This is a genomic window from Sulfitobacter sabulilitoris, from assembly GCF_005887615.1.
In the GTDB taxonomy this organism is placed as follows: domain Bacteria; phylum Pseudomonadota; class Alphaproteobacteria; order Rhodobacterales; family Rhodobacteraceae; genus Sulfitobacter_E; species Sulfitobacter_E sabulilitoris.
On sequence record NZ_VANS01000001.1, the window covers coordinates 1,138,853 to 1,152,034 of the forward strand.

General features: G+C 65.7%; 13 protein-coding genes. 1 reads left to right on the plus strand and 12 read right to left on the minus strand.

Annotated elements, in window-relative coordinates:
* Positions 1-203: 203 nt before the first annotated feature.
* From lpxC to ftsW, 12 genes are all read right to left on the minus strand, one after another.
* A complete protein-coding gene (lpxC, locus tag FDT80_RS05400; protein WP_170311790.1) occupies positions 204-1,139 on the minus strand; it encodes a UDP-3-O-acyl-N-acetylglucosamine deacetylase in 936 nt (311 codons plus the stop codon).
* A gap of 196 nt (positions 1,140-1,335) precedes the next feature.
* Positions 1,336-2,982, minus strand: a complete 1,647-nt coding sequence (gene ftsZ, locus FDT80_RS05405) for a cell division protein FtsZ (protein ID WP_138661180.1) — start codon at positions 2,980-2,982, stop codon at positions 1,336-1,338.
* A gap of 175 nt (positions 2,983-3,157) precedes the next feature.
* Positions 3,158-4,492 carry a cell division protein FtsA gene (gene ftsA / locus FDT80_RS05410; RefSeq protein WP_138661181.1) on the minus strand — a complete coding sequence of 445 codons (1,335 nt, stop codon included), beginning with the start codon at positions 4,490-4,492 and terminating at the stop codon, positions 3,158-3,160.
* 1 nt (position 4,493) lies between these two features.
* Positions 4,494-5,384: a cell division protein FtsQ/DivIB gene (locus FDT80_RS05415; RefSeq protein ID WP_138661182.1), complete on the minus strand. Its 891-nt coding sequence runs from the start codon at positions 5,382-5,384 to the stop codon at positions 4,494-4,496.
* On the minus strand, positions 5,372-6,250 hold the full coding sequence (locus FDT80_RS05420) for a D-alanine--D-alanine ligase (protein WP_246039871.1): 879 nt from the start codon (positions 6,248-6,250) through the stop codon (positions 5,372-5,374). The genes FDT80_RS05415 and FDT80_RS05420 overlap by 13 nt, the downstream gene beginning before the upstream one ends.
* A 107-nt stretch (positions 6,251-6,357) precedes the next feature.
* Positions 6,358-7,293 carry a UDP-N-acetylmuramate dehydrogenase gene (murB, locus tag FDT80_RS05425; RefSeq protein ID WP_138661184.1) on the minus strand — a complete coding sequence of 312 codons (936 nt, stop codon included), beginning with the start codon at positions 7,291-7,293 and terminating at the stop codon, positions 6,358-6,360.
* A gap of 52 nt (positions 7,294-7,345) precedes the next feature.
* Positions 7,346-7,618 (minus strand): hypothetical protein, encoded by a 273-nt coding sequence (locus tag FDT80_RS05430; RefSeq protein ID WP_138661185.1) that lies wholly within the window; start codon positions 7,616-7,618, stop codon positions 7,346-7,348.
* Between the two features lies 1 nt (position 7,619).
* Entirely contained in the window at positions 7,620-7,871 is a 252-nt protein-coding gene (locus FDT80_RS05435) for a DUF2484 family protein (RefSeq protein WP_138661186.1), read from the minus strand.
* On the minus strand, positions 7,868-8,119 hold the full coding sequence (locus FDT80_RS05440) for a DUF2484 family protein (RefSeq protein WP_138661187.1): 252 nt from the start codon (positions 8,117-8,119) through the stop codon (positions 7,868-7,870). The genes FDT80_RS05435 and FDT80_RS05440 overlap by 4 nt, the downstream gene beginning before the upstream one ends.
* Before the next feature lie 37 nt (positions 8,120-8,156).
* The gene (gene murC / locus FDT80_RS05445; protein WP_138661188.1) at positions 8,157-9,572 is read right to left on the minus strand and encodes a UDP-N-acetylmuramate--L-alanine ligase; all 1,416 of its coding nucleotides are present in this window, start codon (positions 9,570-9,572) and stop codon (positions 8,157-8,159) included.
* Positions 9,569-10,672 (minus strand): UDP-N-acetylglucosamine--N-acetylmuramyl-(pentapeptide) pyrophosphoryl-undecaprenol N-acetylglucosamine transferase, encoded by a 1,104-nt coding sequence (locus FDT80_RS05450; RefSeq protein ID WP_138661189.1) that lies wholly within the window; start codon positions 10,670-10,672, stop codon positions 9,569-9,571. The genes murC and FDT80_RS05450 overlap by 4 nt, the downstream gene beginning before the upstream one ends.
* The gene (ftsW, locus tag FDT80_RS05455; RefSeq protein ID WP_138661190.1) at positions 10,669-11,838 is read right to left on the minus strand and encodes a putative lipid II flippase FtsW; all 1,170 of its coding nucleotides are present in this window, start codon (positions 11,836-11,838) and stop codon (positions 10,669-10,671) included. The genes FDT80_RS05450 and ftsW overlap by 4 nt, the downstream gene beginning before the upstream one ends.
* Before the next feature lie 183 nt (positions 11,839-12,021).
* On the opposite strand from ftsW, the gene FDT80_RS05460 reads away from it, so the two are divergent.
* Entirely contained in the window at positions 12,022-13,155 is a 1,134-nt protein-coding gene (locus tag FDT80_RS05460) for a BaiN/RdsA family NAD(P)/FAD-dependent oxidoreductase (RefSeq protein WP_246039906.1), read from the plus strand.
* The last annotated feature ends 27 nt before the right edge of the window (positions 13,156-13,182 follow it).

Genomic DNA, 13,182 nt, shown 5'->3' on the forward strand with positions numbered 1-13,182 from the left:
TTGCTACCCTCGTCTTACCTGATCAGGGCCCGTTCGGGCCGCTATTGCATTGGTCCTAGCACAGAATTTTCCGGTGCAAAACGCCCATTGCGACTTTCGCGAGGTCCAAGATCGGGAAAATCACCGCAACCCCGGACCGGAAAAATGCGAATGTGCCGGCGGATCGGCTCCCCCCGCCGGGTTGGCGCGCGGTCCGGCGCGGTTCAGGCGACCTGCGGAATTTCGTCCCAGACAAGGCCGGCACCGGGCAGACGCGCCGTCATGTCGCGGTCGCAGATCACCATGCGCACCGCGCCCGGCGTCGCGAAAAGCTTGCGCAGCAGCGTGTTGGTCATCGAATGACCCGCGCGCACACCGGTGTAATGGCCGATCAGCGGGCCACCCGCCAGCGCCAGGTCGCCCAGCGCATCCAGCATCTTGTGGCGGACCGGTTCGTCCGCATGGCGCAGACCACCGGGGCTGAGCACGCGGTCGCCGTCAAACACCACCGCGTTTTCCCCCGGATTGCCGCCCAGCGCCAGGCCATTTGCCTGCATCGCGTCCACATCCGCCTGACGGCAGAAGGTGCGGCTGTCACACAATTCGCGGGCGAAGCTGCCGTTGTTCATCACCAGCGACCGTTGCTGGTGGCCGATTGCGGCATCGGTGAAATCGATCTCGAAGTCGATCCGAAGCGTGTCGGCGGGGGCCAGCGTGGCACTGGCCGCCCCATCGGTCACGGTAACGGTCTGCAGCACCTGGAATGCCCGGACAGGCGCGTTCAGCTGACGCAATCCGCGCTGCATGATGCCGCGCACAAAGGGCGCCGCCGATCCGTCCAGGATGGGCACTTCGGGTCCGTCGATTTCGACCAGCGCATTGTGCACGCCGCACCCCGCAAGCGCCGCCATCAAATGCTCCACCGTCGATACGGTAAGGCCCGAGGCGTTTTCGATCTTGGTGCACAGCGGCGAGCGGTTGACCACATCCCAGCGCGCCGGAATCAGCCTGTCGCCCACGGCGACGTCGGTGCGCGAGAACCAGATGCCATGCTCCGCCATCGCCGGACGCAGGGTCAGCGTGGCAGGCTGGCCTGAATGCAGACCAGTGCCGGTGAACCGGATCGGTGATTTCAAGGTTGTCTGCACGAGAGCCTCCATAGGGCAACTGTGAACATTCGTTCTTGTGCAGCGAGAGTTAGGGTGCCGCCCCAAAAGCCTCAACTCAATCTTTGCAACGGACTGAAACACAACCGTTACAATTGGGCGCGAACCCGCCCAGGAGCATGTAACTCCCTGTTTTTCATAAAAAAAGGGCCGCCCTTGGGCGACCCTTTTCGATGCATTCGTGAACCGGTCAGTTCGCTTGACGGCGCAGGAAGGCCGGGATTTCGATGCGTTCCTGCTCGGGATCCGCCTCTTCCTGGGGCTGGCGCACCGGCGCTGCGGCGCGGGCCTGAACCGGTGGCTGCTGGCGTGCGGGCTGTTGCTGGGGGCGCTGTTCGGCAGCGCCGCCATCGGAATGGCCGGTCATGCGGTTGATCAGCGAATTGATGCCAAAGCGAGGGCGCTCGCCCGCCGCCGGGGCTTGCGCCTGCTGCGGCATACGCGCGCCGGGGGCTGCAGGCGGTGCCTTCTGGGCCGCGGCGCGCAGACGGGCCATCGCCTCGGGCGACGGTGTGCCGGGGGTCGGGGCACGCGGCGCGACAAAGCTTTCGGCCTCGGCCTCGATCTCGTTGCGCCGCGGCTCGAACGTATCGCGGCGCGGCTGATAGGCCGGCGGCGGCAGATCGTCCGTCTCTTCCTCCATCACCTCGTCCGCAAAGATATCCTCGGCCATGTCCCGGGCCGCGGCCTCGTGCACGTCGATCTCCTCGTCGAACAGGGTCGGCTCATCGCCTTGACGGGTGCGCGCGGCGTCGGCGGCGACCGGTTCAGGCTGCGGCGCGGGTTCGACCGCGGGCTCTTCGACCTGCACGCTCTGCTTGAGCGGCGCGGACATGGAACGGCGCGGCACGGGCATTTCGGTGTTCACGTCCATCGCGTCGATGCCGGTGGCGACAACACTGACGCGCATCATGCCTTCCATCGCGGTATCCAGCGTGGAACCGACGATGATGTTCGCCTCGGGGTCCACTTCCTCGCGGATGCGGTTGGCGGCTTCGTCCAGTTCGAACAGCGTCAGGTCGTGGCTGCCGGTGATGTTGATCAGCACGCCCTTGGCGCCGCGCAGCGAAATTTCGTCGAGCAGCGGGTTGGCGATGGCCTTCTCGGCGGCCTGGATCGCGCGGTCTTCGCCCTCGGCCTCTCCGGTGCCCATCATCGCCTTGCCCATCTCGTCCATCACCGCGCGCACGTCGGCAAAGTCGAGGTTGATCAGGCCGGGGCGCACCATCAGGTCGGTCACGCCCTTGACGCCCTGATAGAGCACGTCGTCGGCCATGCTGAAAGCTTCGGTGAAGGTGGTCTTTTCATTGGCCAGGCGGAACAGGTTCTGGTTGGGAATGATGATCAGCGTATCGACGACCTTTTGCAGCGCCTCGACGCCATCCTCGGCCTGGCGCATCCGCTTGGCGCCCTCGAACTGGAACGGCTTGGTCACGACGCCGACGGTCAGCACGCCCAATTCGCGCGCGGCCTGTGCGATGATCGGGGCCGCGCCCGTGCCCGTGCCGCCGCCCATGCCGGCGGTGATAAAGCACATGTGCGCGCCGGCCAGATGATCGACGATCTGTTCGATCGACTCTTCGGCGGCGGCAGCCCCGACAGAGGCGCGCGCCCCCGCGCCCAGACCTTCGGTCACCTTGATGCCAAGCTGCACCTTGTTTTCGGCCTTGGCCTGCTGAAGCGCCTGCGCGTCGGTGTTGGCGACGACAAAGTCCACACCGTCGAGCTGCTTTTCGATCATGTTGTTGACGGCATTCCCACCTGCTCCGCCGACACCGAACACGGTGATACGAGGTTTCAGATCGTCCTGTCCGGGCATCGAGAGGTTAAGGGTCATGTCAGTGTCCGCCTGTTCTGCTTGGCCGCGTTCGCGGGTGATTTTTTGCCTGTGTCGCGCCAATCCTACCGATCCAGCGCCTCAACGTCACCTAAAAAACGTAAATTCGCCCCAAAATATGGGCAATTTCTCGCTGATTCTCGCTGCATTTCGGGCTCTGCACCCGATATTGCGATCACCAGTTGTCACGGAACCATTTAACCGCCCGTTTCAGTGACCGCGACGGATACCTGTCCGCCGGGATATCGAAGTCCCACCACTCGTCCTGCGGGTGCGCCGCAAAGAGCGAGAGGCCGACCGCGCTGGCAAATCCGGGGCCTGTCGCCGCCTGCGGCAAGCCGTGAACCCGAAGCGGGCGGCCCAGCCGGACCTGCTGGCCCAGGATCTTGCTTGCCAGCCCGTCGAGACCGGGGATCTGGCTGCCGCCGCCCGTCAGAACGATCTGCTGGCTGGGCAGGTGGTCGAACCCGGCCGCATCCAGACGCGCGCGGACCTCTTCCAGGATTTCCTCGACCCTGGGGCGCATGATCCCGATCAGCTCGGCACGGCTGGCGGTGCGGCGGTCATGTTCGAAATCGCCGGTATCGCCGCCGATCTCGATCATCTCGCGGTCATCCATGCCGGTGGCGTGCACCCCGCCGTAAAAGGTCTTTATCCGCTCGGCGTTGGCCATCGGCACCTGCAACCCCATCGAGATATCGGAGGTGACGTGATCTCCGCCCATGCGCACCGCATCGCCGTAGATCATGTGCTTCTTGATGAAGATCGACACACCGGTCGATCCGCCGCCCATGTCGATGCAGGCGGCCCCCAGTTCCTGTTCGTCCTCGACCAGTGCGGCAATGCCCGACACATAGGCCGACGACGCGACCCCCGCGAGTTCGAGATCGCAGCGTTTGATGCAATGCGCCAGATGCTGGATCGCGTCGGCATCGACCGTCAGCATGTGCATGTCCACCGACAGCGTATTTCCCAGCTGCCCACGCGGATCGCTGAGCCCCGAGCGATGGTCGAGCGCGAAATTCACCGGCTGTGCATGCAGAACCTCGCGCCCTTCGCCGTAGTCTGGCACGTCGCAATGCGACAACACCCGCGCGACATCCTGTTCGCTGACCACCCGGCCCTCAAGCTCGACCTGAGCATCGAGACCGTAGCTGCGCGGCTCGGCGCCTGAAAAACACGCGATCACGTGATCGACGCGGATGCCCGCCATCTTTTGCGCCGCCTGAAGCGCGGTGCGGATGGCGCGTTCGGTTTCCTGCATGGCGCAGATTTCGCCAAAGCGGACACCGCGCGACCGGGTCGTGGCCGCACCGATGACGCGAAAGCCGGACTGCCCCGCAAGCGATCCGATCTCGCCTTCCTCGCTCAGCGGGCCAGTGCCGTCAAACCGCAGCACGAGGCAGGCGATCTTGGAACTGCCCACGTCCAGAATGGCCACGACGCCACGTTGCATCGCCAGCTTTCGCATGTTTCGCATACTGCGCTGGCCGTCATAAAGATCGCTCATATCACTGTCCCGACATCTGCCTGATGTGCCACCATTCGCGGGTGGCCTCTTTTTTCATTTGCACGGTGGGCCGCCGGCCCAGCCGCATGTCCACGCGCGCCACATCGCGCGACAGCACGTCCTGCGCGGTCTCGAGCGCGATCACCCGCTCCAGCGCCTGAAGCGCGCCCGTCTCGGGCAGCAAGATGCGCTGCTCGCGGTCAAGAACGACATCCCATCGCCGCTCGCCCATGCGCACGATACCGCGCAGCCGCCCCCCCAGCGGCGCCGCCGCCCGGTACAGATCGAGCGCTTCCTTGATGTGGTCCTGCGCCCCCGGCCCCGCGATCAGCGGCAGATCGGGGCGCGCGTCGCGCCGCTCCAGCGTGGCGACCTGCATGCCCGACACATCCACCGTGGTCAGCCCGTCGCGGTTGCGCCAGATCGCGACGGGCGTGCGTGGCGTCACGTCGATCTGCAAGACGCCACCGGGGCGGATGCGCACGCTGACCGCCTTGACGGGGTCCAGTTCGACGATCGCCTGGCGGACCTGCTCCACGTCGACATCGAACGAACTGGTGGGAAAGCTGATCGGCACAATCTCGCGGATTTCGCGCGACACGCGCGGGCTGGCGCCGTCGATCGCCATCAGCTTGACCATGAACTCCGGCCGGCTCTCAAAGCTTTCGCGGGCTTCGGCCACGGCGGTCTGGATCGCCAAGCGGCGGGCGTCATTGCCCAGCCAGATCGCCCCGGCGGCAAAGGTCAGCGCAAAGGGAACCCCGACCCGCAGACCGAAGCGGAACGCGGGCGTCAGCATCAGCCGCTGCATCCGCCAGGCCCAGCGCGACGGCGCGGGATCGGCACGCGACAGTCGCGGGCGGCGGGCGACAAGGCGCTTCAGCGGTTGCATGAGGCATCCTCCACCATCCAGGCACAGAGATCGGGAAACGAGATGCCGCAGGCTTCGGCCTGTTCGGGCGACAGCGAGGTCGCCGTCATGCCGGGCTGGGTATTGGTCTCGAGCAGGATCAGCCCCTCGGCGCCGCGCGCCTCGTCCCAGCGAAAGTCGGTCCGGCTGACACCCCGACACCCCAGCGCGCGATGCGCCCTGAGTGCGTAGTCAAGGCACAGATCGAAGATGTCGGACGGGATATCGGCGGGCACCACGTGGGTCGATCCGCCGGGCGTATACTTGGCGTCGTAGTCGTACCAGCCGGTCGTGATGATGTCGGTCACGGTCAGCGCCCGGTCGTCCATCACGGTCGTGGTCAGCTCGCGCCCCGGCGCGAAGGCCTCGACCATCACGGTGTCGGGCATCGTCTTGGCCAGTTGCGGCGGCGTGTTGGCGCCCTCCTCGACGATGTAGATCCCCACCGAGGAGCCTTCGTTGTTGGGCTTGACGACATAGGGTGGCGGCAGGATATGGCCCGCCATCGCGGCCTCGCGGCTGACGATGCGGCTTTCGACCACCGGCAGACCCGCGGCCCGGAAAAGGTCCTTGCTGCGCTGCTTGTCCATCGCCAGTGCCGAGGACAGGACCCCGGAATGGCTGTAGGGCAGCCGCATCCATTCCAGCAGTCCCTGCACGCAGCCGTCCTCGCCCCAGCGGCCATGCAGGCAATTCAGAACGGCGTCGGGCCCAAGATCGGTCAGCACCGCACAAAGATCGGGGCCGGCGTCGACCTCGATCACGTTGTAATCCCGTTCCCGCAAGGCGGCGGCGCAGGCGCGCCCAGTCGACAGCGACACTTCGCGCTCTGCCGAAGGCCCGCCCATCAATACCGCCACTTTCGGGGGTGTCCTGCTCGACTGACCCACCAGAGTGCCTCTTGTACCGGGCCTTTTTCGGCCCTTGTTTTTTGTTTGGTTTGCCGATTTCCGGCTTATGTTTCTGCGGTCGGTTCGCCGATCCGCATAATTTCCCATTCTAGCGTGATACCACTGGAATCGTAAACCTTTTTTCGCACTTCTTCGCCCAAACCTTCAAGATCGGCGGCGGTGGCGCCGCCGGTGTTGACCAGAAAGTTGGAATGCTTGGGGCTCATCTGGGCGCCACCACGGGTTGCACCGCGCAGACCGGCCTCGTCGATCACCTTCCACGCCTTCAGGTCATGCACATCATCCGCCGCCCCGGTGCTGGAAAACCCCGCCGGGTTGCGAAAGGTCGATCCGGCGCTGCGGTCGCGCGTGGGCTGGGTGGCGTCACGCTTGGCCAGTTGCTCCTCCATCCGCGCATGAAGCGCCTGCGGATCACCCGGCGGCCCTTCAAACGTCACCTGCGTCAACACCCAGCCCTCGGGCAAGTCACTGTGGCGATAGCCGAAGTTCAGATCTTCGGCGGTCAGCGTCACGATCTGCCCGTTGCGGGTGACCGCCTGCGCGCTGACGAAGACATCGGCCGTGTAGCGCCCGTAGCACCCCGCGTTCATCCGCACCGCGCCGCCGATGCTGCCGGGAATGGTGCGCAGGAATGCAAGATCCACCCCCGCATCCGCCGCGCGTCGCGCCACATGCGCGTCCAGCGCCGCGACACCCGCGGTGACCCGCGTGCCGTCGATGGCGATTTCGTTGAATCCGCGCCCCATGCGGATCACCACCGCGCGCACGCCGCCATCGCGCACGATCAGGTTCGACCCCACACCCATCGGGAACACCGGCACCGCCGGATCGAGCGCGGCGAGAAAGCTGCTCAGGTCATCGCGATCGGCAGGCTGGAACAGGTAATCGGCGGGCCCGCCCACGCGCAGCCAGGTCAGATCGCTCAAGGATCGCTGCGGCGTGATCCGGCCACGCACAGGGGGAAGAACAAGATCGGTCATGGGCGGCTCTGTAACCGGGTGCGGCGGCGGGCGCCAGTCGTGTGCGTGGCGATCATTCCACCCGACCGGCGCGAAACTGCTGAACCATGCGCCCGATCAGCCACCCCGACGCAAAGGCGCAGACCGCATAAAGACAAGCGGCAAGCTGTGCGATGACAAAGGACGGATTGACCGGAGACGCCCCGAGCCCGACCATCAGCCACACGGTGTTGGCCGTCAGACCGGCCAACAGCGCGATGACGAATCCGCGCACCGAGGCGGCGTAGCCGCAGACCCCCACCACCAGCATCCAAAGCGCCAGAACGGCGATCAGCACGGTTGCCATGTCATCCCCCCAATGTCCGTCGGCGCAGCCACCGGGCCAGGTAGATCACCGGCCAGCGCAGCACAGACATGCCCCCCGCCAGCACCAGCAAACCAAGCCAGGGACCGTGTTGCCAAGTGACAAGCCCGATCATCGGAATTCCGATGGCGATCAGCACATAGGCATTGCGCCAGTGATGGTCCCGGCTGGGCGTCATGGCCAGCACGTTGGCGGTCACGGCCCAAAGGCAGACAAGGATCAGCGACAGGCTCATTTCGGCAGCTCGGGGTGCTGGCCCCGCGCCCGCGCCCAGAAATAGCGCAGCGGATTGCGGAACATCGACACGAAGGCGGCCAGCGCCAGCAGTCCGGGAATCCAGCCGACCTGAGCCCCGATGAAGTAGATCAGCACCGGCGCCGCCACCAAGAGAGCCACACCGGGCACATATTGATGACGCATCGGCAGCATCGCCACCCCGGCGGATGCCAGAACCCACAGAACGGAGGCCCAGAGCAGCATCATGCCCGCCGCTCCGCGCGGCCCTTGGCCGGTTGCGCGATCACGCGGCCGCCCCCTTGAGCGCCTCGAGCTTTTCAGGCAACGCATTTGCCCACGCGCTGATCGTGCCGGCGCCGAGACAGACCACCATATCGCCCGGCCGCGCCTGTTCGCGCACCAGCCGGATCAGATCGTCTTCGGAGGTGACGGCGCGCGCATGACGGTGGCCGTGACGAATGAGCCCCGCCACCAAATCGTCGCGGCTTGCGCCCGGAATGGGGTCTTCGCCCGCGGCATAGATATCCGCGATTCCCACCACGTCGGCATCGTTGAAACAGGCGCAGAAATCGTCGAACAAGGTCGACAGACGGCTGTAGCGGTGCGGCTGGTGCACCGCGATCACCCGGCCCTCCGTCGCCTGCCGCGCAGCCTTGAGCACGGCGGTGATCTCGACCGGGTGGTGGCCGTAGTCATCGATGATCGTGACGCCATCGACTTCGCCCACGCGGGTGAACCGGCGGTTCACGCCGCCGAAACCGGCGAGCGCGGCGCGGATTTCCTCGCGCTTCATGCCCAGGTGCCGCGCCACGGCCACTGCCGACAGCGCGTTGGAGACATTGTGATCCCCCGGCATCGGCAGGCTGCAGCCTTCGATCACCGTGCCCTCGGCCTGCAGCGCCACATCGAAATGCGCCACGCCGGCCTTGTAATGCAAATTGACCGCCCGCACATCCGCCTGCGCGTTGAAGCCATAGGTCATCACGCGGCGATCGGTGATCTTGCCGACAAGGCTTTGCACCTCGGGGTGGTCGGTGCAGCAGACCGCCAGCCCGTAAAAGGGGATGTTGCTGACGAAGTCCATGAAGCCTTGCCGCAACCGGTCGAAATCGCCCCAATGCTCCATATGCTCGGGGTCGATGTTGGTCACGATGGCGATGGTCGCGGGAAGCCGGTTGAAGGTGCCGTCGCTCTCGTCGGCCTCCACCACCATCCATTCGCCTTCGCCAACCCGCGCGTTCGATCCGTAGGCATGGATGATCCCGCCGTTCACCACCGTGGGATCGTAATCACCATGATCCAGAAGCGCCGCGACCATCGTCGTCGTCGTGGTCTTGCCATGCGTGCCCGCCACCGCGATGTTGGACTTGAGCCGCATCAGTTCGGCCAGCATCTCGGCGCGGCGCACGATGGGCAGCCCGCGCAACCGCGCGGCGTCCAGTTCGGGATTTCCGGGTTTGATCGCGCTCGAGATCACCACGACCTCGGCGTCCTCGATGTTTTCGGCCCGCTGGCCTTCGAAGATATGCGCGCCCAATTCGACCAGGCGGTCGGTGATCTTGGAGGTCTTGAGATCGGACCCCTGCACCGTGTAGCCGTGGTTCAAAAGCACTTCGGCGATGCCGGACATGCCGATCCCGCCAATGCCCACAAAGTGAATGGGCCCCACGTCGCCCGGCAGTTTCGTCGCTGCGTTCATTCGATCTGACCTTTCTGCGCGAGGTATTCAACCATCTCGACCAGGGTGTCGGTGGCATCCGGCGTGCCGACGCCAAGCGCCGCGTTGGCCATTTGCAGCGCACCGTCCGGATTGTCCAGCACATTGACGATCTGCTCGGCCAGCGCCTCGGGCGTCAGGTGCCGTTCCGGGATCAGGATAGCGCCGCCCGCATCGACCAGCGCGCGCGCATTGGCCGTCTGGTGATCGCCCGTGGCGGCGGCAAAGGGTATCAGGATCGATGGCCGCCCGATGATCGTGAGGTCCGCGATGGTCGACGCGCCCGCGCGGCTGATGACAAGCTGCGCCTCGGTCATGCGGCGCGGTATATCGTGAAAGAACGGCTGCACATCCGCATCGATGCCCAGTTGGGCGTAATACTCGGTGACGCGCGCGTGGTCTTCGTCGCGCGCCTGATGGCTGACGCGGATATTGCGCAGCATCGCCATCGGCAACGCGCCGATCGCCGGCGGCACCACATCGCTCAAGACGCGCGCGCCCTGGCTGCCGCCCATCACCAGAATCTCCATCGGGTAATCGCCCGGCACGATATAGCCCGCGCGCGCCCGGTCCAGCACCGCAGCGCGCACCGGGTTGCCGACGTGATGCCCATCGACGCCATCGGGCAGGTTGGTGGGCCATGTCCCGCAGGCCACCAGATCGACGCGCCTGGCAAAGACGGAATTCACCCGCCCCAGAACACCGTTTTGTTCATGGATCATCCGCGGACGGCGCAGACCGTAGGCCGCCGCCATCGCCGGGATCGTCGGATAGCCGCCAAAGCCCACGACCACGTCAGGCATGTCGCGCCACATGCGCCAAATCGCGCCCAAAATGCCCACGCCGATCTTGAAGGGGGCGGTCAGCTTGGCCAGCGTCCCGCCGCGCGCGGTCGTGGCGCTGCCGACCTGTTCGATTTCCGTCGAATGCGGAAAGCCGCCGGTGTACCGCGCGCCGCGCACGTCGGTGGACAGCTTGACGCGCCAGCCACGCCTGAGCATCGCTTCCGCCAGCGCCTGGGCGGGGAACATATGCCCCCCCGTGCCGCCCGCGGCGATGACGAGAAGCGGCGCGTCGGTCATCGGCTGCGGCCCCGCGACAGCAGATCGCTGATCTCGCCCTGCGGGCGTGTGCGGGTAAAGGCCAGCAACATGCCCACGGCGATGCCGCTGGCGATGACCGAACTGCCGCCATAGCTGACGAACGGCAGGGTCATGCCCTTGGCGGGCAGCAAACGCACCGCCACGCCCATGTTGATCATCGCCTGCACCCCGAACATGCAGGCAAGGCCCGTGCCCGCCAGCCGGATGAACGGATCGCGTTCGCGCACCAGCCGCACCAGCGACCGCACCACCACGCCAGTATAAAGCGCGATGATCACCAGCACCAGGATCAGGCCGTATTCCTCTGCCGCCACGGCGATGATGAAATCGGTATGCGCATCGGGCAGCGACCATTTCACCTGCCCCTCGCCCACGCCGACACCGAACAGCCCGCCCTCGCGGATCGCGTTGGTGGCATAGCCAAGCTGCGTCGTCGGGTCCACGTCAGGCGACAGAAAACCGTCGATCCGTCGCGCGAAATGCTCCGAGTTGGAATAGGCGAAACTGCCCGCCAGCACCACGCAGGCCGCCATGCCCACCAGCAGCAGCATCGGCGCACCGGCCACGAAATACATCACGCCCCAGCCAAACAGCACCAGGCAGGCCTGTCCGAAATCGGGCTGCATCGCCAGCATCAGCACGATGGCGATGCACAGCGCAAAGGACCACAACCGCCCCGGCGGTCCATTCAGCTCGAGCGAGGCCGCCATCATCCATGCCGCCGCGACCACGAATCCGGGCTTGAGGAACTCCGACGGCTGGATGCTGGCAAAGCCAAGGCTGTACCAGCGCATCGCCCCCTTGCCGAAATCGGTCCCGAAAAACGGCAAGAACACCAGCGCCACGAACGACACCAGGAACCCCAGCACCGCCAGCCGCCGCACCACCGTGGGCGACATCATCGACGTCAACAGCATCGCGATCAGCGCCAGGCCACCGAAAAACGCCTGCCTCTGGACATAGTGAAACGGCTCGAACCCGTTTTTGGCGGCCAAGGGCGGCGACGCCGCAAGCCCCAGCAAAAGCCCGACGGCAAACAGCATCAGAACACACGACATCGCCCATTTGTCGATCGTGCGCCACCATTTCGGCAGGATCGGCTCGCCATCACGAACCGGAACTGCGCCATAGACCATCTCTGTCATGGGGTACTCGCTTTACACTGCCTCGCTTGCGCCCCTTTTCGGGGTCTCAGGTGGCACAGTAACCCGGAATTTCCGATCACGCTACCCTTCTTGGGCGCGCCGGGCCTTGTCATTTGGGCGAAATCACGCCACTTCGCGCCCATGCACTTCGACACCGTGATCATAGGCGCAGGCGCCGCCGGCATGATGTGCGCGGCCCATGCCGGCGGTCGCGTGCTGCTGGTCGATCATGCCCGCGCTCCGGGCGAGAAAATCCGCATCTCGGGCGGCGGGCGGTGCAACTTCACCAACCTGCATTGCGATCCCCGGGCATTCCTGTCGCAGAACCCGCATTTCGCGAAATCCGCGCTGGCCCGTTACACCCAGTGGGATTTCATCGATCTGGTGAACCGCAGCGGCATCGCATGGCACGAAAAAACGCTCGGTCAACTGTTTTGCGACCACTCCGCCAAGGACATCGTCGCGATGCTGCGCCGGCTGATGCAGGACGCGGGCGTGGATCTGCATTTGCAAACCAGTGTGACGCAGTTTGCAAAATTGCCGCAGGGCTTCGCACTCACCCTCTCGCGCGACGGCAAGGAAACCGACGTTACCGCCCGCAACGCCGTATTGGCCACCGGCGGCAAGTCCATCCCCAAGATGGGCGCCACCGGCTACGCTTATGACATCGCGGCGAAATTCGACATCCCCGTGACCGACACACGCCCCGCGCTGGTGCCCTTCACCTTCGCCGAAGGCCGCTTTGCCCCCCTCGCCGGCGTCGCGGCCCCCGCCCGCGTCACCGCCAACGCCACCAGCTTCAAAGAGGCACTCCTCTTCACCCATCGCGGCCTCTCGGGGCCTGCGGTCCTGCAGGCCTCTTCCTACTGGCGCGAAGGCCAGCCGGTGACCGTCGATCTGTCACCCGACGCCGACCTTTTCGACACCCTGCGCCTCCGCCGCCAGCAGCGGGGCAGGCGCAACCTCACGACCGAACTCTCCACCCTGCTTCCCGCCCGCCTCGTCGAACATCTGGCCACGTCGATGGACCTGTCGGGAAATCTTGGCGATCGCTCCGATGCAAGCCTTCGACAGCTCGCCGAAGCCCTGCAAGGCTGGCAACTGCACCCCTCCGGCACCGAAGGCTACCGCACCGCAGAGGTCACGCTGGGCGGTATCGACACCGATGCGCTCAACTCCGCCACCATGGCGGTCAAATCCGTGCCGGGCCTCTACATCATCGGTGAAGCGGTCGACGTCACCGGCTGGCTCGGCGGCTACAACTTCCAGTGGGCGTGGTCCTCCGGCATGGCCGCGGCGCGCGCGCTCTCGGCCTGACGCCCTCCTGCCCTTCCAAATGGCGCG

Excerpts from the sequence above, each read along its gene's own strand:
- ftsA (WP_138661181.1), bottom strand. The coding sequence starts at position 4,492 with ATGAGCGATCTTTATGACGGCCAGCGCAGTATGCGAAACATGCGAAAG.
- ftsW (WP_138661190.1), bottom strand. The coding sequence starts at position 11,838 with ATGACAGAGATGGTCTATGGCGCAGTTCCGGTTCGTGATGGCGAGCCG.
- FDT80_RS05435 (WP_138661186.1), bottom strand. The coding sequence starts at position 7,871 with ATGAGCCTGTCGCTGATCCTTGTCTGCCTTTGGGCCGTGACCGCCAAC.
- murB (WP_138661184.1), bottom strand. The coding sequence starts at position 7,293 with ATGACCGATCTTGTTCTTCCCCCTGTGCGTGGCCGGATCACGCCGCAG.
- FDT80_RS05450 (WP_138661189.1), bottom strand. The coding sequence starts at position 10,672 with ATGACCGACGCGCCGCTTCTCGTCATCGCCGCGGGCGGCACGGGGGGG.
- FDT80_RS05460 (WP_246039906.1), top strand. The coding sequence starts at position 12,022 with ATGATGTGCGCGGCCCATGCCGGCGGTCGCGTGCTGCTGGTCGATCAT.
- ftsZ (WP_138661180.1), bottom strand. The coding sequence starts at position 2,982 with ATGACCCTTAACCTCTCGATGCCCGGACAGGACGATCTGAAACCTCGT.
- lpxC (WP_170311790.1), bottom strand. The coding sequence starts at position 1,139 with ATGGAGGCTCTCGTGCAGACAACCTTGAAATCACCGATCCGGTTCACC.
- FDT80_RS05430 (WP_138661185.1), bottom strand. The coding sequence starts at position 7,618 with ATGGCAACCGTGCTGATCGCCGTTCTGGCGCTTTGGATGCTGGTGGTG.
- murC (WP_138661188.1), bottom strand. The coding sequence starts at position 9,572 with ATGAACGCAGCGACGAAACTGCCGGGCGACGTGGGGCCCATTCACTTT.
- FDT80_RS05415 (WP_138661182.1), bottom strand. The coding sequence starts at position 5,384 with ATGCAACCGCTGAAGCGCCTTGTCGCCCGCCGCCCGCGACTGTCGCGT.
- FDT80_RS05440 (WP_138661187.1), bottom strand. The coding sequence starts at position 8,119 with ATGATGCTGCTCTGGGCCTCCGTTCTGTGGGTTCTGGCATCCGCCGGG.
- FDT80_RS05420 (WP_246039871.1), bottom strand. The coding sequence starts at position 6,250 with ATGGGCGGGCCTTCGGCAGAGCGCGAAGTGTCGCTGTCGACTGGGCGC.